Annotated in this window: 14 protein-coding genes and 1 pseudogene; 9 read left to right on the plus strand and 6 right to left on the minus strand. The window is 71.1% G+C overall.

The window, feature by feature from the left end; genetic code table 11:
* Positions 1 to 422: pseudogene (locus AB0F40_RS17190) on the minus strand (UDP-glucose 6-dehydrogenase); the annotation flags it as partial.
* 226 nt (positions 423 to 648) lie between these two features.
* Between AB0F40_RS17190 and AB0F40_RS17195 the strand changes: the two are divergent.
* From AB0F40_RS17195 to AB0F40_RS17205, 3 genes are all read left to right on the plus strand, one after another.
* On the plus strand, positions 649 to 1,890 hold the full coding sequence (locus AB0F40_RS17195) for an acylneuraminate cytidylyltransferase (RefSeq protein WP_357469942.1): 1,242 nt from the start codon (positions 649 to 651) through the stop codon (positions 1,888 to 1,890).
* A gap of 58 nt (positions 1,891 to 1,948) precedes the next feature.
* The gene (locus AB0F40_RS17200) at positions 1,949 to 2,842 is read left to right on the plus strand and encodes an N-acetylneuraminate synthase family protein (protein ID WP_357469945.1); all 894 of its coding nucleotides are present in this window, start codon (positions 1,949 to 1,951) and stop codon (positions 2,840 to 2,842) included.
* A 237-nt stretch (positions 2,843 to 3,079) separates the two neighbouring features.
* Complete coding sequence (locus tag AB0F40_RS17205) at positions 3,080 to 4,123, plus strand: glycosyltransferase family 2 protein (RefSeq protein WP_357469947.1); 1,044 nt, start codon at positions 3,080 to 3,082, stop codon at positions 4,121 to 4,123.
* 34 nt (positions 4,124 to 4,157) lie between these two features.
* Here the strand turns inward: AB0F40_RS17205 and AB0F40_RS17210 are convergent, their stop codons facing one another.
* Positions 4,158 to 5,381, minus strand: coding sequence for a DUF6716 putative glycosyltransferase (locus tag AB0F40_RS17210; RefSeq protein WP_357469950.1), 1,224 nt, complete (start codon positions 5,379 to 5,381; stop codon positions 4,158 to 4,160).
* Positions 5,378 to 6,451, minus strand: a complete 1,074-nt coding sequence (locus AB0F40_RS17215; RefSeq protein WP_357469953.1) for a hypothetical protein — start codon at positions 6,449 to 6,451, stop codon at positions 5,378 to 5,380. Before AB0F40_RS17215 ends, AB0F40_RS17210 begins: the two co-directional genes overlap by 4 nt.
* A gap of 162 nt (positions 6,452 to 6,613) precedes the next feature.
* On the opposite strand from AB0F40_RS17215, the gene AB0F40_RS17220 reads away from it, so the two are divergent.
* Together AB0F40_RS17220 and AB0F40_RS17225 are read left to right on the plus strand one after the other, a co-directional pair.
* On the plus strand, positions 6,614 to 7,609 hold the full coding sequence (locus AB0F40_RS17220; RefSeq protein ID WP_357469955.1) for an ABC transporter permease: 996 nt from the start codon (positions 6,614 to 6,616) through the stop codon (positions 7,607 to 7,609).
* Positions 7,602 to 8,603 (plus strand): ABC transporter ATP-binding protein, encoded by a 1,002-nt coding sequence (locus AB0F40_RS17225; RefSeq protein WP_357469959.1) that lies wholly within the window; start codon positions 7,602 to 7,604, stop codon positions 8,601 to 8,603. Before AB0F40_RS17220 ends, AB0F40_RS17225 begins: the two co-directional genes overlap by 8 nt.
* A 92-nt stretch (positions 8,604 to 8,695) precedes the next feature.
* Here AB0F40_RS17225 and cysC read toward each other — a convergent pair whose 3' ends face one another.
* On the minus strand, positions 8,696 to 9,994 hold the full coding sequence (cysC, locus tag AB0F40_RS17230) for an adenylyl-sulfate kinase (protein ID WP_357469962.1): 1,299 nt from the start codon (positions 9,992 to 9,994) through the stop codon (positions 8,696 to 8,698).
* 98 nt (positions 9,995 to 10,092) lie between these two features.
* On the opposite strand from cysC, the gene AB0F40_RS17235 reads away from it, so the two are divergent.
* From AB0F40_RS17235 to cysN, 3 genes are read left to right on the plus strand one after another with little or no spacing between them, the layout of a single operon-like run.
* Positions 10,093 to 10,980, plus strand: coding sequence for a 3'(2'),5'-bisphosphate nucleotidase CysQ (locus tag AB0F40_RS17235; protein WP_357469965.1), 888 nt, complete (start codon positions 10,093 to 10,095; stop codon positions 10,978 to 10,980).
* Between the two features lie 3 nt (positions 10,981 to 10,983).
* Positions 10,984 to 11,886 (plus strand): sulfate adenylyltransferase subunit CysD, encoded by a 903-nt coding sequence (gene cysD / locus AB0F40_RS17240; protein ID WP_357469968.1) that lies wholly within the window; start codon positions 10,984 to 10,986, stop codon positions 11,884 to 11,886.
* Entirely contained in the window at positions 11,886 to 13,217 is a 1,332-nt protein-coding gene (gene cysN, locus AB0F40_RS17245; RefSeq protein WP_357469971.1) for a sulfate adenylyltransferase subunit CysN, read from the plus strand. The genes cysD and cysN overlap by 1 nt, the downstream gene beginning before the upstream one ends.
* 79 nt (positions 13,218 to 13,296) lie before the next feature.
* Here the strand turns inward: cysN and AB0F40_RS17250 are convergent, their stop codons facing one another.
* Positions 13,297 to 14,802: a S8 family serine peptidase gene (locus tag AB0F40_RS17250; protein WP_357469973.1), complete on the minus strand. Its 1,506-nt coding sequence runs from the start codon at positions 14,800 to 14,802 to the stop codon at positions 13,297 to 13,299.
* Positions 14,803 to 14,985: 183 nt separating this feature from the next.
* On the opposite strand from AB0F40_RS17250, the gene AB0F40_RS17255 reads away from it, so the two are divergent.
* Positions 14,986 to 17,082: an acyltransferase family protein gene (locus AB0F40_RS17255; RefSeq protein WP_357469976.1), complete on the plus strand. Its 2,097-nt coding sequence runs from the start codon at positions 14,986 to 14,988 to the stop codon at positions 17,080 to 17,082.
* Here the strand turns inward: AB0F40_RS17255 and AB0F40_RS17260 are convergent.
* On the minus strand, positions 17,042 to 19,276 hold the full coding sequence (locus AB0F40_RS17260; protein WP_357469979.1) for an acyltransferase family protein: 2,235 nt from the start codon (positions 19,274 to 19,276) through the stop codon (positions 17,042 to 17,044). The two genes, AB0F40_RS17255 and AB0F40_RS17260, sit on opposite strands and share 41 nt — an antisense overlap.
* Between the last annotated feature and the right edge of the window lie 21 nt (positions 19,277 to 19,297).

Below are 19,297 nucleotides of genomic sequence, written 5' to 3' on the forward strand. Positions count from 1 at the left end.
TCCGGGGAGAACACGATCCCCGCGCCCGGGTGCTCGGCCCGCATCCGCTCGGTGAAGCCCACCGGGATCGTCGACTTCACCACGATCGTCGCGTCGGGCGCCACCTGCAGCACCTGACCGATCACCGACTCCACCGACGAGGTGTCGAAGAAGTTGCTCACCTCGTCGTAGTTTGTCGGCGTCGCCACGACCACGACCTGCGCACCGGTGTAGGCGGCCGAGGCGTCCAGCGTCGCGGTGAGGTCGAGCTCCTCCGTGGCCAGGTACTCCTCGAGCTCCGCATCCACGATCGGGCTCTTGCGCTCGTTCACCAGCGCGACCTTCGAAGCATCCACGTCCACCGCCCACACCTGGTGGTGCTGTGCGAGCAGGACGGCGTTCGACAGGCCGACATAGCCTGTACCGGCAACAGCTATCTTCATGGGCGAATCCTCTCACGGCGTGTTTGTGAAGGGCGGTGTTCACAAACACCGCCCTTGTCGGGCGTCCTTCGGTTCAGGCCGCTGGTGGGCGGAACCGGCAACCCCGATGACCAGCGGGCATCTCGGAGAGCGCTACAGTAAACAGCCGCCCTGCGTGCGTTCGCGGTGGCGGCACGGGACCTGGGCTGACCAGGGCCCTGCCCGAGTCATCCCGTCAGAGGAAAGCATGCCAGAAACAGCCGGCCCGTCGGCCATCGTGATCATCCCTGCCCGTGGTGGTTCGCAGGGGGTCCCGCTGAAGAACCTGGCGCGGGTCGACGGCATCACGCTCGTCGGCCGGGCGGTCCAGGCCGCGTCGGCAGCCCCGTCGGTAGCGACCGTCATCGTCTCGACGGACCACGACGAGATCGCGGCCGAGGCGAGATCGCACGGAGCCCGTGTGGTGGTCCGCCCCGCGGAGATCGCCGGGGGGACCGCGTCGTCGGAGTCCGCGCTGCTGCATGTCCTCGAGCGGGTCGAGGCCGGTGACGGGGATCTGCCCCCGCAGGAGATCCCGCCCGTCACCGTACTGGTGCAGTGCACCTCTCCGTTCATCGATCCCGCAGACCTGGACGCGGCCGTCCGGGCCGTCGCCGGGGGCGAGAAGGACGTGGTCGTCGCCGTCTCGGAGACGCACGACTTCCAGTGGCGGATCGACGACGGCGTGGCGAGCCCTGTGGGCCACACCACCGAGTACCGTCCACGGCGTCAGGAGCGGGCCCCGCACTACCGGGAGACCGGTGCCTTCTACGTGATGCGCACGGACGGGTTCCGGGAGAGCAGGACGCGGTTCTTCGGTGACGTCGGCATCCAGCCGGTCGCCTCGGAGTGGGCCATCGAGATCGACGAGCCGCGTGACCTCTGGCTCGCGCGCCAGCTCGTGGACCAGAGCGTCGAGGCCGCGCCAGAGCCGCTGGACGTCGACGCACTGGTGACGGACTTCGACGGCGTGCACACCGACGATCACGCCTACGTCGACCAGGACGGGACCGAGCAGGTCAGGGTGAGCCGCGGCGACGGGATGGGCATCTCCCTCCTGCGGCGCACGGGCATCCCGATCCTGATCCTGTCGACGGAGACCAACAAGGTCGTCGCCTCCCGCGCGAGCAAGCTGCGCGTCGAGGTGCTGCACGGCGTCGAGGACAAGGCCACCGCGCTGCGCGGCTGGCTCGCTGAGCGCGGTCTCGACCCGGCACGGGTCGCGTACGTCGGCAACGACGTCAACGACCTGCCCGCCATGGCGGCCGTCGGATGGCCGATCGCGGTCGCCGACGCGCGTCCCGAGGTGAAGACGCAGGCCAGGATCGTGCTGTCCCGCGACGGCGGGAACGGTGCGGTGCGTGAGGTCTGTGACCGTATACTCGCATCGCGTCCGGGTGAAGTCGCTCTGAGGGCCGGCACCGCCCAGGCTCCCGCCGTCACCGGATAGCCATCGACGACCCGTACGAGCACTACCCTGTGCATGACATCTTCGGAAGGACCTCGATATGAGCGCGACGAACGCGCAGCCCACGCCGGTCGCCATCGGCGAGCACCAGGTGGGCGCCGACCAGCCGGTCTACGTGATCGGCGAGATCGGCATCAATCACAACGGTGACGTCGAGATCGCCAAGAAGCTGATGGACGTCGCGGTCGAGGCCGGGTGCCAGGCCGTGAAGTTCCAGAAGCGCACTCCGGAGATCAGCACTCCGAAGGACCAGCGCGACAAGATCCGTCAGACGCCCTGGGGCGAGATGACGTACCTCGAGTACAAGTACAAGGTCGAGTTCGAGGAGCCGGAGTACACGGAGATCGACGCGTACGCCAAGGAGAAGGGCCTGCAGTGGTTCGCTTCTCCGTGGGACGCGCCGTCGGTGGACTTCCTGGAGAAGATGGGCGTGCCGACCCACAAGGTCGCCTCTGCGTCGGTCACGGACCACGAGATGCTGCGCGCGCTGGCCGCGACGGGCAAGCCGATCATCCTGTCGACCGGGATGTCGACGCTGGAACAGATCGACGCCGCCGTTGAGATCCTGGACACGAGCAAGCTCGTGATCCTGCACTCCACCTCGACCTACCCGCTCCCCCCTGAGGAGGCGAACCTGCGCACCATCACGACGCTGCAGGAGCGCTACGGCGTGCCCGTCGGCTACTCGGGCCACGAGACGGGTCTGCAGATCTCGATCGCGGCCGTCGCGCTGGGTGCCGTCGCCGTCGAGCGGCACATCACGCTCGACCGCGCCATGTGGGGCTCGGACCACGCCTCCTCGCTCGAGCCCAAGGGCCTCGAGAACCTGGTGCGCGACATCCGCATCCTCGAGAAGGCTCTCGGCGACGGTCAGAAGCGCGTCATGCCCGGCGAGTTCTCGCCGATGTCGCGTCTGCGTCGCGTCGACGCCTGAGCCGGTCGGCTCAGGGGAGGCGATAATGGATCCTGAGCCAGCGCTGCAAGTACGTCACGGGTCCTGACGCCGAGAGGCGTCCGAGCTCGTGGAACTGTTCATCGTCGGAGGCGGGTGCCGCGCGCGCGGTGCTCGCCTCTGATGTTTCCGGATCCGGCAGATCCAGTGTTTCCGGGTCCGGCAGGTTTCCTGGAAGTCCCGGGCCGGACCGGTCCGGCTATCTCGAGAGGGGGCCGCGTGCCCGAGCAGGTTGATGCGGCGAGCATGCCGTTGGTGACGGTGGTCGCCGTCGTACGAGACGAGGAGCCGTACCTCGAGGCGATGGTGCGGTCCATCCTGGGCCAGGACTACCCGCACCCGCTGCACATGGTGCTCGCGGTGGGCCCTTCGCAGGACCGCACGCGTGAGATCGCGGACAAGCTGGCGGTCGAGACCGGCCGGGTGACGGTGGTGGACAACCCCACGGGCTCCAAGCCGCTCGGTCTCAACGCGGGCCTGGCGCGGATGCCCGAGGGACACTCGATCTTCGTGCGCGTGGACGGCCACACGGTGGCCGAGCCCACGTACGTGCGCCGTGCGGTGGAGGCGCTCCAGGCCGCGGGGGCCGACGGCGTGGGCGGCCGCATGGTGCCCGTCGGCAACACCCCGGTCCAGAAGGCCGTGGCCCGGGCGATGGTCCACCCGGCAGGCCTCGGCGCGGCGTCGTTCCATACGGGTGGCAGCGCGGGGCCGGCCGACACGGTCTACCTGGGAACGTTCCGCCGCGAGGCGCTGGAGCGCGTGGGCGGCTACTCGCCCGTGTACGTGCGGGCCCAGGACTGGGAGCTGTGCCTACGGCTGCGCAACAGCGGCAGCCTCCTGTGGTTCGACCCCTCGCTGGTGGTCGAGTACAAGCCTCGCCGGACGCTGGGCGCCGTCGCCACGCAGTTCTGGCGCACCGGCATGTGGCGGCGCGAGGTGGTGCGCCGCAACCCCGGCACCGCCAACCTCCGCTATCTCGCCCCGCCGACGGTCGCGATCGTGCTGGCCGTGTCGGTGCTGGTGGCTGTCGTCGCGGCCGTCCTGGGTGCCGTCCCCGTGGCGCTGGTCGCACTGGTGCCGCCGGTCGCGTACACCCTGGGCGTGCTCGCCGCCTCCGCGCACGCCGCCACGCGCTCGCCGCGGCTGGACGTGCGCTCGGCCCTGGTGCTGCCCGTGACGCTCATGACCATGCACATGGCGTGGGGCGCGGGATTCCTGCGTGGTCTCACCGAGCGCGTCCGCGAGGACGACGGCGTCTGACCCTGCCGGGACGGAACCAGGGCGAGAGGGGTGGTCAGGCCTTCTTGTCCAGGAGCAGCAGCCGCACGGGGCGGGTGGACAGCCGGATCGCGTTGTAGACGAACCTGGGCAGGTACATCTGCAGCGCCATCCGCAGGTAGCGGAGCCTGAGCCACGGCTTGACCTCGGCCAGCGGCGTCAGGGCGCCCGTCTCGCGGCGCGCGGCGAGAGCCTGGACCGTCGCCGGCAGCTCCGACTCCGTCGCGTGCAGGTAGTTCTCCTCGAGCCAGACCGGGTCCGGCTCGGGTCCGCCCGAGCGGAACGCCCCCGCGGCGTCGGCGACGTGCATCACGCAGCCGCTGCCGGCGAACGGCGCGTTGAGGAGCTCGGGGCTGACGCCGAAGTCGTCGATGATGACGGTGGACAGGCCGAGGGCCAGCGACTCCATCGCGGCGGTCGAGCTGACCGTCATGAGTGCCGCACCCGGCTGGAGCCACTCGGCCATCGGTCCGTCGACGAACCGCAGGGTGTCGCTGCGGTGCCCGAGCTGCGTGTGCTCGGCGTCCCACAGCTCGTCGTACGGGAACGCCTCGTTGTGCGTCTGCCGCTCGCCCTTGCGGGCGCGGAGCTTGACGATGACCTCGAACTCGTCGTCGGCGAGGCGGGCGAGACGGTCCAGGAGGGCGACCCGGTCGGGCCGGTTGTCCGGCACCTTGGCCTGCGCGGCGAAGACGATCCGCTTGACCGGCTCGGTGCCGAGGCTGGCCGACATGTGCTCGAGGAAGGGCAGGTGCGCGAGCGGCACCTCGGGGGCGACGCCGTGCGCGGCGAAGGCCTCGCGGTAGGCGTCGATCTCGAGCCGGCTGTGCACCACGAAGGCGTCGCACCAGCGGCGCCAGCCGGTGCCCTCCGGCGTGGCGGGCAGCGCCATGCCGGGCAGGCCCGTGATGAGCGCGGGACGGCGCTTGCCGGTGGCGCCGACGACGGCACGCGCCACCACCTCGGCGACCGGGCCGGTGGCGGCGATGAGTACCACGTCGGGGGTGCTCTCCCGGATCTGCGCGGCGAGGTCCCGGACGGCCAGCACGGCGGGACGGACCACCGATGATCCAGCGACGGCGGCGGCGATCTGACTGGTGGTCGGCGCGATCGGCGTCTTGACGATCACCGCCGAACGGTCCAGACCGTCGTCCTCGGCCGGGCCGAGCCTGTCCAGCGTCGCGCATGCCCACTTCAGGTACGAGTCGCTGTCCGCGACCGCGAGCACGCGGATGGTCATTCGTTCTCCTCCGGGGAGTCGATTTCCGAAGCGTCCTCGACGGCGGCCCGGGCTTGCCGGGCGAGCTCGACGACGCTGGTCAGGTGTGCTCGGTGCTCGGCCGAGGCGCGCGGGGTCCACCAGTCGGCGGGCACTTCGAGCGCGGTGACGGGAACACCGAGTGGTGAAATGATAGTGGTCAGCAGGATGGTCGACGTCGAGGGCAGGCTCAGCACGCGCTGGCCGGACCGCAGGCCACGGAGCCGGATCTCCACGGGAGCGCCGGGCGAGTCGACCGTGACGCCGTCGATCGACGCCAGTGCGGCGAGCAGCTCCGGCGTCTGACGGCGGTGGGGGAGGTAGCGCAGCGCTCCCTCCTGCGCCAGCGACCGGATCCACTCGACGTACCGGTCCTGGTCGACCAGCCCGTCGGCCGGCATGGCCGAGCCGACGACGACGGTGGGCTCGGGCATCGCGGCGTCCGCAGGCTGCGCGGTGAGCCAGCCGAAGCGGTTGGGCCGCACGTCGAAGCCCTGGGCCCGCAGCCCGGCGGCCAGGTCGGGCGCGAGGGGGAGCGCGGTGAAGATCGTGACGCGGCCGTCGGCGGCCAGGGACCGCAGGCGTCCGGCGGCCACGGCACCGAGCCGACGCCGGGGTGCGCGCGCGGGCCGGCCGATCCGGACCAGCGGGTCCCGGCGCACCAGGAGGCGGCACAGCTCGAGGGTCGCCAGGCCGTCGTCGACCAGCACGACGTGTTCGGGCCGCCGCAGGGGAGCGGTGGCCTGGAAGAGGCCGGAGAAGGCGTCACCGACGAGCCAGACAGGCTCCCGGGCGGTCAGCGCGCTGCGCCGGCCCGCCAGGTCGAAGGTCAGGCCCTCGGGGAGGGTGAGGCCACGCACGGCGGACAGGGCGTCGCCAAGGGCGGGGACGTCGTCGCGGACGTGGACGTGGGTGTCGGTGCCGCTGTACCCGGCGGCGTGCGCTTCGATCGTGCAGAGCAGCTGCAGCGGCGACTCGACCAGGGCGCCGGCGACACGCGGGGACGTGGCGCGCGGGTCCGTGGCCCGAGGGGCGGGACGGGGGTGATGCACGCGGTGCAGTCTCTCACGGGAGCGGTCCGCCGAGGTCCAGAGGTGTGGTCCCAGGTGCCCCGAACAGCCCCCGGCCACCCTGCTAGGGTTCGGGACCGGCTAGGATCGAACGGCCGGAATGTCGCCGGCAGTGCCCCCGACCAGACAGGTATTTCCCCTACCGTGAGCACACCTACTACCGATGCGGTGGCGCCCGGGGCGCCCGCCGCCAGCGGTGATGCGAAGCAGCCGCCGCCGCCGCTCGTGCCGAGCGCGACGTCCGCCGAGCGGCTCGCCCTCGCGAAGCAGCACGGGCTGCGCCCCCTGAACGTTCGCCCCCCGCTGGGCGAGTACATCCGTGATCTGACGAAGCGCTGGGCGTTCACCCGCGTCCTGGCCACGTCTACGGCCTACGCGAAGAACCAGAACAACTACCTGGGCCAGCTCTGGGCCGTGCTCAACCCGATCCTCAACGCGGCTGTCTACGTGCTGATCTTCGGGGTGGTGCTGCAGCTCAGCCGTGACATGGACAACTCGATCGCGTTCATCGTGATCGGCGTCTTCATGTACCGCTTCATCGAGGCCTCGGTGACGGGCGGCGCCAAGTCCATCAGCGGCAAGACGCAGCTGCTGCGCTCGCTCCACTTCCCGCGCGCCGTGCTGCCGATGTCGACGGTGCTGTCGCTGCTGACGACGCTCATCCCCGCGATCGTGGTCATGTGCGCCATCACCCTGCTGAGCGGGTTCCTGCCCACCTACGAGATGATCCATGTGACCTGGTGGTGGCTCCTGCTGCCCGCCGCCGTGGTGCTGATGTGGATCTTCAACACCGGGCTGGCCTTCATCATGGCCCGGTTGGTGGCCACCACGCCGGACCTTGAGAACGTGCTGCCCTTCATCATGCGCGTCGTGATGTACGCGTCGGGCGTGATCTTCCCGGTGGCCGCCAAGGTGAACGAGCTGCAGATCGCCGAGCCGGCGAAGACGATCCTCACCGGCGTCCTCGACTACCAGCCCGTCGCGGTGTACCTGTACCTGGTGCGCTCCATCCTGATGCAGGAGGAGCAGTTCCCCCCCAGCGGCCTGATGTGGGCGCTCGGCGGCGCGTGGGCCGTGCTGTTCTTCGTGATCGGGTTCATCGTCTTCTGGCGTGGCGAGGAAAGGTACGGACGTGACTGAGGCCGACGACCACATGGACTTCGACCTCGAGGTCGAGCCGGAGGACGCCGGCGAGGAGGCGCTCGAGACCGACCTCGGGACCCCCTGTCTCGTGGTGGACGACCTGCATGTCGTCTACCGGGTCATCGGCGGCCGGGCCAAGAAGGAGGCCGAGAAGCAGGGCGCGGAGATTCACGAGGTCAAGGTCAAGGTCCCCTTCTTCAAGCGGCTGCTCCAGGCGGGACGCCGGCACGTCGGCGCCGTGAGCGAGATCCACGCCGTGCGCGGCGTCTCGTTCACCGTGCGGCACGGCGAGTCGGTCGGCATCGTCGGCGTGAACGGCTCCGGAAAGAGCACCATGCTCCGGGCGATCGCCGGGCTCCTGCCGCCCAGGTCGGGCACCGTGCACGTCTCGGGCGAGCCGTCGCTGCTCGGTGTGAACGCGGCGCTCATGCCGGCGCTGACGGGTGAGCGCAACATCATGATCGGCGGCCTCGCGCTAGGGCTCACGCCCAAGCAGGTCGACGAGCGGTTCGACGAGGTGGTGGAGTTCGCCGGTATCGGGGACTTCGTCTACCTGCCGATGAAGACGTACTCGTCCGGCATGGGCGCGCGCCTGCGGTTCGCGATCTCCTCGTCCGCCTCGCCGGACATCCTGATGATCGACGAGGCCCTCGCCACCGGTGACGCCGCCTTCAAGGAGCGCAGCAAGGCGCGCATCGAGCAGGTCCGCGAGGACGCGGGCACCGTGTTCCTCGTGAGCCACTCGATCTCGACGATCGAGGCGATGTGCACGCGCGTCCTGTGGATGCACCAGGGCCAGCTGGTCATGGACGGTCCTGTGCGCGAGGTCGCCGAAGCGTACAAGAACTTCGTGCGGGCGCAGCGGCCGGGCCGTCCGAGCATGAGCCCGGCGCGCCGCAGGGCGCACCTGCGCAAGAAGGCGCGGGAAGAGGCGGAGCAGAAGGCCGCGGCCGAGGCCGAGGCGAAGAAGGCGGCCGACGCGCGCGCGTGAGCGCCGCGCCCGGTCGGACGTAGAGCAAGAAGGGGCTGGGGCGGCACGAACCACAGGGTTCGTGCCGCCCCAGCCGTGTACTGCCTGGCGTTCTACCGCGGCGGACCGGTCAGCAGGCCGGTGAGATGACGGCGGACCGTCTCCACGGCGTCCGGGACCGGGACGTCGGTGGTGTCGATGACCAGCTCGGCGTCGTCGGGCTCCTCGTAGGGCGAGGAGATGCCCGTGAACTCCGCGATCTCACCGGCCCGCGCCTTGGCGTAGAAGCCCTTGCGGTCGCGGGCCTCGCACACCGCCAGCGGTGTGCTGACGTGCACCAGGACGAAGTGTGCTCCCGCCTCCTCGGCCAGCGTCCGCACCCTGGCCCGGCCGGCCGCGAACGGCGCGATCGGCGCGGCGACGGCGATACCACCGTGCTTGGCCACGAGGGCCGCGACGTACCCGATGCGCTCCACGTTGGTCTCTCGGGACGCACGGTCGAACCCGAGCCCCTTCGACAGGTGGTGCCGCACCTCGTCGCCGTCGAGCAGGGTGGTCCCGAGGCCGTCGTCGTCCAGCTCGGCGGCCAGGGCGCGCGCGACCGTGGACTTGCCTGAGCCTGACAGGCCGGTGAAGAACACGACGATGCCCTGGCGGTGGGTGCCGCTCGCGGCGCGCAGGACCTCCGCGGCGGAGGCGGGCGGGTACAGCGTCCGCACCGCGTCGTCCCGCACCCCGGCCAGGGCCGCGACGCGCTCGACGGTGGCCGGCGAGCGGCGTTCGGCGAGCGTCTCGACGCGGGTGGCGCCGTAGGCGGCCGCTACCTCTGCGAGCGTCGCCCCGCCCGGCCCGGACCAGGGCACGACGACGGTGGTCACCGTCGCCCCGGTACGCGCGGCGAGGTCACCGGCCAGCGCGAGCGCGGATCGGACCAGCCCGGGAGCGCCCACGCCGCCCGGTCCCGGAGCCCGGCGCGCGACCGGCACGAGCAGGAGCACGGGGCCGGCCCCCGCGCCGGAGACGAGGTCCGCCGCGACCTCGAACTCCTCGCGGGTGGGCGGCTCGGTGACGAGCAGCCCGACGCGGTCGTCGTCGTCCCCAGGGGCGGCACCGAGGTCCGCTCGGACCTCGCGTGCCGGACGGCGCAGGCGGGCGTCCCACTGCGGTCCGGTCGCGGTCGCGAGGGGCCGGAGCGGCTCGACGGCGTCCGGCAGCCCGTCCGGCCGGGCCGTGAGGCGGGCCAACGGGGTGTTCTCGGCGTCGGTCAGGATGACGCCCTCTCCCGCTGCCTCCGCGGGCAGAGCCGTCATCAGCACCGTCACCAGGGCCGACGGCGGGAGCGCGCCGCCGAGGACCAGCTCGAGGAGGTCCACCTCGTCGTCGGTGAGGACACGGGTCGTGGAGTCGGTCATCTACGGGTGCTCTTTCCTGATGGACGGCGCGGGAGCGGCGGCATCCCGGATGGTAACGTCGCGGCGTCCGCCGGGCTCGTGTCCACCTACGGAGATCGATGAACGCGCCGTCCCCCATGCTCCCTCAGGCCTCGCTCGGTGACGACGCCATCGCTCACGCGCTCGCCTCGGGAGCCACTGAGGTGCTGCTCGCGCTGCGTGCGGCGGTCGACGCCGCCGGCGGCTCGTTCGACGCCAAGGAGCTCAAGGACGCGGGCGACGCCGCGGCCCAGGCCTGGCTCGCGGCCGCGCTGAGCGCAGCCCGGCCCGCCGACGCCGTCCTCTCGGAGGAAGCAACCGACGGTTCCGGCCGGCTCACCGCCGACCGGGTGTGGATCATCGACCCGCTCGACGGCACCCGCGAGTTCGCCGAGCGGCACGCCGACGGCCCGTCGGCCGGCCGGTGGAGGGACGACTTCGCCGTCCATGTCGCGCTCTGGGAGCGCGGGCCCGGGCTCACCGCTGGTGCGGTCGCCCTGCCTGCCCGCGCGCAGGTCCTGACCACGGCGGACGCCGTCGTGCCGGGAACGTCCTTGGACACGCGCACTGCCGCTGTCCGCTCGGGTGAGCGCCCGCTGCGGATCGCCGCAAGCCGCAGCCGCCCGCCGGAGTTCGTGTCCGCCCTGGCCGAGCGCGACGACGTCGAGCTGGTCCCGATGGGCTCCGCGGGCGTCAAGACGCTGGCGGTGGCCGACGGCGGCGTCGACGCCTACGTCCACTCCGGTGGGCAGTACGAGTGGGACTCCGCGGCGCCCGTCGCGGTCGCCAGGTCCCGAGGCCTCGTCTGTACCCGGCTCGACGGATCCGAGCTGGAGTACAACCGGGAGAGCCCCTGGCTCCCCGACCTGTTCGTATGCCCCCCGACCCTGGCTCCGCGCCTGCGAGAGCTGCTCGACACCGTTGGTGTCGCGTCCGTGGCCGGGGCAGATCGCAAGGAAGGTGCTTAAGGAGTGAAGAGTCACGTCCTGAGTCAGCTGCGCAACCTGGAGGCCGAGAGCATCCACATCATGCGCGAGGTGGTGGCCGAGATGCAGCGGCCGTGTCTGCTGTTCTCGGGCGGCAAGGACTCGATCGTCATGCTGCACCTCGCGGTCAAGGCGTTCGCGCCGGCGCGGGTGCCGTTCCCCATCATGCACGTCGACACGGGACTGAACTTCCGGACCGTGCTCGACTGCCGTGACCGGTGGGTGGAGCGCACGGGCGTGCAGCTCGTCGTCGCGTCCGTGCAGGAGGCGATCGACCGCGGTCTGGTGCGGGAGGAGCCCAACGGCTCGCGGAACCGGGTCCAGACGCCGGTGCTGCTGGAGGCCGCGGAGAAGCACGGCTTCGACGCGCTGTTCGGCGGCGGCCGCCGCGACGAGGAGAAGGCCCGCGCCAAGGAGCGGGTGTTCTCCTTCCGCGACGACTTCGGCCAGTGGGACCCGAAGAACCAGCGCCCCGAGATCTGGAACCTGTACAACGGTCGCGTGCACCAGGGCGAGTCCATCCGCGTGTTCCCGCTGTCCAACTGGACCGAGCTGGACATCTGGGCGTACATCGAGGCAGAGGACATCGACCTGCCCGACCTCTACCTCGCCAAGGAGCGCGAGGTCGTGGACCGCGGCGGGATGCTCTACGAGGTCAACGACTTCACTCCGCTCAAGGACGGCGAGACCGCCGAGGTCCGCTCCACGCGTTACCGCACCGTCGGCGACGCGAACCTCACCGCATGCGTCGAGTCCACCGCGACCACGCTCCGCGAGGTCGTCGAGGAGGTCGCGGCCGTGCGCCTGACCGAGCGCGGCGCCACGCGCGGCGACGACAAGGTGAGCGAGGCCGCCATGGAGGACCGCAAGAAGGAAGGCTACTTCTGATGACGATTGCTCTTTCACCGGGCGAGTCCGAGACCGGCGCGGCCGGCGAGGGCTACCACGAGACGGTCAGCGGTGACCTCCTGCGGTTCGCCACGGCCGGCTCGGTCGACGACGGCAAGTCCACCCTGATCGGCCGCCTGCTGTTCGACAGCAAGTCGATCTTCGCCGACCAGCTCGAGTCCGTGGAGCAGGTCAGCAAGGACCGCGGCAACGACTACGCGGACCTGTCGCTCCTGACCGACGGCCTGCGTGCCGAGCGCGAGCAGGGCATCACCATCGACGTGGCCTACCGCTACTTCGCGACGCCCAAGCGCAAGTTCATCATCGCGGACACGCCCGGCCACACGCAGTACACGCGGAACATGGTCACGGGGGCCTCGACGGCGGACGTGGCGCTCATCCTCATCGACGCGCGCAAGGGCGTCGTCGAGCAGTCGCGCCGGCACACGTTCCTCGCCACGCTGCTGGGCGTGCCGCACGTGGTCGTCTGCGTGAACAAGATGGACCTGGTCGACTACGACGAGCAGGTGTTCGAGCAGATCCGTGCGGAGTTCACCGAGTTCGCCTCGCGGCTGCGCGTGCCCGACCTGACCTTCATCCCGGTGTCCGCCCTCGCGGGCGACAACGTGGTGACGCGGTCGGAGAACATGCAGTGGTTCGACGGCTCGCCGCTGCTCAGCCACCTCGAACGCCTGCACGTCGCCTCGGACCGCAACCTGGTCGACGTGCGGTTCCCCGTGCAGTACGTGATCCGGCCGCAGCAGAACGACGCGCGCGACTACCGCGGCTACGCGGGCACCGTCGCGTCCGGCGTCATGAAGCCCGGCGACCGGGTGCTGGCTCTCCCGGCCGGCCTGGAGACGACCATCGAGTCCATCGACACGGCAGACGGCCCGGTCGAGGAGGCGTACCCGCCCATGTCGGTGACCGTGCGCCTAGCGGACGAGATCGACATCTCGCGCGGGGACATGATCTGCCGCCCGAACAACTCACCGACGGTCACGCAGGACATCGACGCCCAGATCTGCTGGATGGACGAGTCGGCCTCGCTGGTGCAGGGCAAGAAGTACGCGATCAAGCACACCACCCGGTGGGCGCGAGCACTGGTCAAGCACATCAACTACCGCGTCGACGTCAATACCCTGCACCGGGACGAGGACGCGACCGAGATCAAGCTGAACGAGATGGCCCGGATCCGGCTGCGGGTCACCCAGCCGCTGTTCGTGGACGCCTACCAGACCAACCGGCAGACGGGCGCGTTCATCCTCGTGGACGAGGCGACCAACAAGACGGTCGCGGCGGGCATGATCGGCGGCCCCGCCCACCAGTAGTCGCCGCCTGCGTTGAGTGCGGGATATTCGCGCTGTCGAAACGTCTCGACAGCACGAATATCCCGCACTCAACGGGGTTCTACTTGCCGAGCGTTACCGCGTTCAGGGCGTTCGCTATGCCGTCACCGTAGTAGCTGTTCTCTTCTCGGTCACCTATGCATGGCGCTCCGGCACTCGTGGTCGTGCACTCGTGGTCGTCGGCCTGGGCGCGGACTGCCGCCTCCAGCCTTTCGGGGCTCCAGCGCGGGTGCGCCGACTTCATGAGCGCCAGGACACCCGCGACGTGCGGGGACGCCATCGACGTGCCGCTCTTGAGGTCCCAGGTGCCGTCGAGCTCCGTGGACAGGATCGCGCTGCCCGGGGCGGCGACGTCGATCTTGCCGAGGCCGCGGTTCGAGAACGAGCTCAGGTTCGTGGCCTCGGTCAGCGACGAGACCGTCACGACGCCGTCCAGCTCAGCGGGGATGTCCTCACAGCCCGAGTTGATCACCCGGTCCACGGCCGTCGAGTCGTTGGGGCTCGCCGTGTCGGTCGTGTTGTTGGCCAGGTCGGTGGCGGCGTTGCCGGCCGCGGCGGCGTGCACCACACCGCGCTCGGTCGAGAAGTCCACCGCGCGACGCACGGCCTCCTTGGCGGCAGCCTGGTCCGGCTGGTCCTCGCACCAGTACATGAACGGGTCGACGTAGTACGAGTTGTTCGTGACGTCCATGCGGTGCATTCCTGCCCAGATGAAGCCGCAGATCGCGTACTCGGGGTAGATGAACCCGTCGTCGTTCACGACCTTGACCGAGGCCATCTTGACGCCCGGAGCCACGCCCACGATGCCGACGCCGTTCTGCGCCGCGGCGATGGTGCCCGCGACGTGCGTGCCGTGGTCGGACGTGGTGGGCAGCCAGCCGGTCGCAGACATGTCCGGCTTACCGCCGTCGGTGCAGTTTACCGACCGGTCGGCGTCGACCTGCGTGGCCAGGTCGGGGTGCGACGCGTCGATCCCGGAGTCCAGCACGCCGACGACGACGTCGGACGAGCCGGGGTTGATCTCCAGGGACTGGTCGGCCTTGATCATCTCCATGTCCCACTGCGTCGCCTCACCCGGGTCGGGTACGGCGGTCGTGCCGGCCGGCTCCTCGACGGTCCACCCGGTGGTGTCCTTCTTGGCCTTGCCCATGACGGTCTTGCTCTTCTTGGCGCCCTCGGCGGTGTCCCTGCCGGGGGTGCCCTCGGTGGGGCTGACGGTGCGGGTGACACCGACGGACTCGACGACGCCGACCCGGTCGGCCGCGAGCACGTCCTCGCGGAACGATCCGTTGGCCGAGTGCACGACGACCACGCCGATCTGCGGCCAGGCCTGCACGACGACGCCGTCGGCGCGCTGGACCGCCTTGACGGCGTGGCGCGTCTGGCCGGGGTTGGCGCGCTCCGTGTTCACGACGTACGAGAACAGGGCGCCGTCCGGGGTGACGATCGGGACCGGCGTGGACTCCGGTTCGTCAGCCGCGTACCCGGCCACGGTGCCGAGCGCGGAGAGGGCGAGCGTCGTCGCGGTAGCGACGGCGATGGCTCGCCGGGAGTGGGAGATGCGCATGTTCACTCTCCTGTGGTGAGGACGGGTCCCCGAGTGGGACCCGTAGGGAAACCTACGCGTCCTGACCAGGATTGCCATCGCATCTGCACATCTGAAATGGACCCATAGCGATAACTTTCACCCGGCGGCCTGCTGTGAGAAGGTGAGCCGTTCTTGCCCCCGAGCCGGAGAGCCTGACACTCCATGACGGCAACGACGACAGCGCCTGCTGCCTCCAAGTACCGGTCGCCCGCGGTCCGTGTCCGCCAGCGAAAGTTCCGTCCCGAGGTCCAGGCACTGCGTGCTCTGGCCGTGCTGATGGTACTCGTGTACCACATCGACCCGGCCGTCCTCCCGGGCGGATACATCGGCGTCGACGTCTTCTTCGTGATCTCCGGCTTCCTCATCACGGGCCACCTGTGGCGCGAGGTCTCGACCACGGGCTCGGTGAGCCTCAAGAAGTTCTGGGCCGCCCGCGCCCGGCGCATCCTGCCGGCCTCCCTGGTCGCCACCGTGGGCGTGATCCTGCTCTCGCTCGTCGTGCTGCCGCCCTCTCTCGTGGAGACCTGGTGGCGGCAGGCGCTCGCCTCCGTGCTCTACGTCGAGAACTGGGCGCTCGCGGCCGACGCCGTCGACTACCAGGCGGCCAGCAACGACCCCACCGCCTTCCAGCACTTCTGGTCGCTGGGCGTGGAGGAGCAGTTCTATCTGTTCTGGCCGCTGCTCGTGCTGCTGGCGGTCGGGATCTGGGGCGGAGCGCGCCGTGGCGTAGTGGTGAAGGACCCCGAGAGGCTGCGCCGCATCTTGCTCGCCATCTTCGGCGTGGTGTTCGTCGCCTCCCTGATCTGGGGTGTCCGGCAGTCGCTCGGTGGCGACCCGGTGGCCTACTACTCGACGCTGACCCGCGTCTGGGAGCTCGCGGCCGGCGGCATCCTGGCGCTGCTCATCAAGGACACGCAGCGCTTCGCCCCGCTGCGCAACACGATGGCCGTGTTCGGAGCCGCGACCATCATCGCGGCGGCCTGCCTGCTCGACGACGGCACCCCGTTCCCCGGCTTCGCCGCCCTCGCGCCCGTGCTGGGCGCGTGCGCCGTGATCCTGGCGGGCCGCACCTCGGGCCCGGGCTCGCTGCGCACGGTCACCGAGTCGTGGGGCGTGCAGCGCATCGGCGACATCTCCTACTCGCTCTATCTCTGGCACTTCCCGGTGATCGTGTTCTTCGGTGTCTACACCGGACGGGACCCCAGGTTCACCGATGTCATGGTGATCCTCCTGGCCTCGTTCTCCATGGCGATCGCCAGCTACGTCCTCGTGGAGCAGCCCGTCCGGGCGGTGCGCTGGTTCCGGGCCGACGGGCGTCTGCTCGTGGCCGCCCTCGTCGCGATGGCGCTGGTGGCCGGACTCACCCTGACGATGCCATGGCGGTTGCAGGGCATCGTCGAAGGATGGGACGCCAACGCCCAGGCGGTCGATGCGGCCGAGACCGTCCCGGAGGGGATCGAGCAGGGCTTCGCACCGTTCGTCGACGGGAGCACCGCGATCGCGCCGAACCCGATCAAGGCAGCCGATGACATGGACCCCGAGGTCAGGGAGTGCCAGTCGCCGCAGCGGGCCAAGGTGACGAGCACCTGCGAGTTCGGCGTGACCGACGACCCGACGGCGACCGTGGCCGTGGTGGGCGACTCGCACGCAGCGGTGCTCACCGAGCCGATCATCGACGTCGCCACCGAGCGTGGCTGGCGCGTGGTCACCTACCTGCACTCCGCGTGCCCGTACACCGCCGGCAGCCCTAGCGGCAACGGGCCCAACGTCGACGCCTGCAACGAGGCCAACGCCGGGACCCGCGCCGAGCTGCGCGAGAGCGCGCCCGACCTCGTGGTCACCACCTACCACGAGTCGAACGAGCTCGAGCAGCGCGGCTCGGAGGAGCACGCGGGCGCGGCGGGTCTCGCCGAGGTCTGGAACGAGCTCGCCGACCAGGGTTCGCAGGTCGTCGTGCTGCGGGACACGCCGGGCGCGCGGGAGCACGCCGTCGCGTGCGTCAGCAAGAACTACGCCGACCCGTCGCAGTGCGACCAGCCGCGAGAGCGTGCCCTGGCCGACCGGGACACCGTCCCGGCGGCGCTGGAGGCTGCGCCGCGGGCCCGGGTCGGGGAGTTCACCGACTACTTCTGCGACGCGGAGACCTGCCACGCGGTGATCGGGAACGTGCTCGTCTACCGCGACGACGACCACGTGAGCGCCACCTACGTGAACCAGCTCACCGACCGGCTGCGCGAGGTGCTGCCTCAGGCGCCGTGACCGGTCCGTTCTCGAAGAGCCAGGGCACGCCCGTCCGGAGCTGGTCGCCGATGACGGGTGTCAGGGTGCGCACGTAGGTGTTGGTCAGGTGGTCGTCGTCGCGGTAGACGAGCACGTTGCCGACCACGGCGTCGCACGTCTCGGGCCCGCAGATGGAGTCGGTGAGATCCAGGTGGACGGCGGCGTCGGGCACGTCGGGCGCCGTCGTGACGGGCGAGACGTCGGCGAGCTGCTCCGCGCGCGGTCGGCCGCAGGCCTCGGGGGAGACCGCGTCGACCATGCACTCCGGGACGAACCACTCGAAGCGTGGGTTGTCCCGGATGGTGACCACGGTGATCCCGGCGTCGTCCAGCGTGCGCCACGCGTCGACCTGGCCGGGCAGCACCTCTTCCGGTGCGCCGCCCTCGTGGGTCCGCGTGCCCACCACGACCACGACGTCGGGCCGGGCCGCGACCAGGGCGTCCAGCGCGCCCTCGTTCCACGTGGTGCACGCCGACCGGTGTGCCACGCTGCCGCCGCCCGCCGTCGTCAGGCGGCATCCGTGCTTGATCATCTCGCGCAGCTCCCAGCCGTGCTCGTGGGCGAGCGCGACGAAGGCCTCCTCGTACTGCTGCTCGTGCGACGCGCCGGCGAGATAGACCACGGCCGCCGGGTCGGCGGGCGACACCACCGTGCACTCCAGCACCTCGGACCGGTCGCCGCCCTGGGCGCACTCCGGCCGGTCCGGGTGGTCGTCGTAGGCCACCCACGTCGCGGGGCGGAACGGGGCGTCGGGCTGCGGGTCGACAGGAGGCGCGTCCGCCGCGAGCGCGGCGGCCCCCGGGTGGTCGGGTGACGGCTGGAGGAGCGCGGCGACGCCGTGCCGCACCGTCGCGTCGTGCCCGGCCGCCGCGGCCTGGGTGCCGCAGAGCACCAGCACGGCGGCACCGGCCAGCGCCGCGAGCGTCCGCCTGCCCGACGGCGTCGTGGCGGCCCGGTGACCGACGTCGCCGCTCGGGGGAGCGGGGTCCGGAGCCGCGGCTCGCCGGGCAGCCAGGCGGTCCGTGACCCGGGTCAGGAGCGGTTCGGCGACGTACCGCGTCGTGAGCCACGCGAGGACTGCCGAGGCGGTGAGGATCGCGCCTGCCGCCGTCGGGCCCACCTGGCGTGTGTCGGTCGTGAGGAGCCAGAAGATCAGGATCGGCCAGTGCCAGAGGTAGAGGGCGTAGGAGATGCGCGCGCCGAAGCGCAGCGGAGTGCTGTCCAGCAGCCGCTCGACACCTCGGGCTGGAGCCGCCACGGGACGTCGCTGCCCTGCCGGGACGGACGCCGTCGCCATGAGCACGAGCGCAGCACCGCCGACGGGGACGAGGGCCCACGCGCCGGGGAACATGTGCGCGCCGTCCACCAGGAAGCCCGATCCGACCACCAGGGCGAGGCCCGCCCATCCGAGTGCGCTGCGCAGCGGGCCCTGCCGGGGTACGCGGGCGCGGAGGGCCAGGGCGAGCAGCGCGCCGGCGCCGATCTCCCAGAATCGCGTGAACGTGCTGAAGTAGGCGACCGGCTGGTCCACGGTGACGAGCCACAGGGCACCGGCGAACGAGGCGGCCGTCGCGACGCCGGTGACCGCGGCGAGCAGGAGGGCCGGGCTGAGCACACCCCGCGCGGCGCCGCGGTGCCGCCCGAGCCGTCGGGCGCCGAGGACCAGGCCCAGCACCACCAGCGGCCAGACGGCGAAGAACTGGCCCTGCACCGACAGCGACCAGAAGTGCTGCAGCGGGCTCGTCCCGGGCCCCGCGGCACCGTAGGCGAGCGACGCGTCCACGAGCTCCCAGTTCTGCCAGAAGGTCGCCGAGGCTCCGACCTCCCGCAGGCCCGCCGACCAGCTCATCCGGGGGGCCAGCGTGAGCAGCGCGATCGTGACGGCGGTCAGCACGACCAGCGCGGCGGGAAGCAGCCGGGCGAGGGTGCGCGCATAGTGCGCCGCCAGCCGCAGGCTGCCTGCCTCGGCGCGGCGGAACAGCGTTCCCGTGGCGAAGTAGCCCGACAACAGGAGGAACACGTCGACGCCGCCCGAGACGCGCCCCTGGCCGAAGAGGTGGAACGCGACGACGAGGATCAGTGCCAGGCCGCGCAGGCCGTCGACGGCACCGATCCGCCGGGCCGGCTGGGCGGGGGCGGACGAGGGCGCCGTCGGCGCGCCGGTGGCTGGCACGCCGACGAATCTAGAGCCGGC

Origin of the sequence: Promicromonospora sp. NPDC023987 (assembly GCF_040639055.1) — a bacterium.
In the GTDB taxonomy this organism is placed as follows: Bacteria; Actinomycetota; Actinomycetes; order Actinomycetales; family Cellulomonadaceae; genus Promicromonospora.

Coding starts and splice junctions, on each gene's coding strand:
- AB0F40_RS17195 (WP_357469942.1), top strand. CDS start 649: ATGCCAGAAACAGCCGGCCCGTCGGCCATCGTGATCATCCCTGCCCGT.
- AB0F40_RS17200 (WP_357469945.1), top strand. CDS start 1,949: ATGAGCGCGACGAACGCGCAGCCCACGCCGGTCGCCATCGGCGAGCAC.
- AB0F40_RS17210 (WP_357469950.1), bottom strand. CDS start 5,381: ATGACCATCCGCGTGCTCGCGGTCGCGGACAGCGACTCGTACCTGAAG.
- cysC (WP_357469962.1), bottom strand. CDS start 9,994: ATGACCGACTCCACGACCCGTGTCCTCACCGACGACGAGGTGGACCTC.
- AB0F40_RS17235 (WP_357469965.1), top strand. CDS start 10,093: ATGAACGCGCCGTCCCCCATGCTCCCTCAGGCCTCGCTCGGTGACGAC.
- cysN (WP_357469971.1), top strand. CDS start 11,886: ATGACGATTGCTCTTTCACCGGGCGAGTCCGAGACCGGCGCGGCCGGC.
- AB0F40_RS17250 (WP_357469973.1), bottom strand. CDS start 14,802: ATGCGCATCTCCCACTCCCGGCGAGCCATCGCCGTCGCTACCGCGACG.
- AB0F40_RS17255 (WP_357469976.1), top strand. CDS start 14,986: ATGACGGCAACGACGACAGCGCCTGCTGCCTCCAAGTACCGGTCGCCC.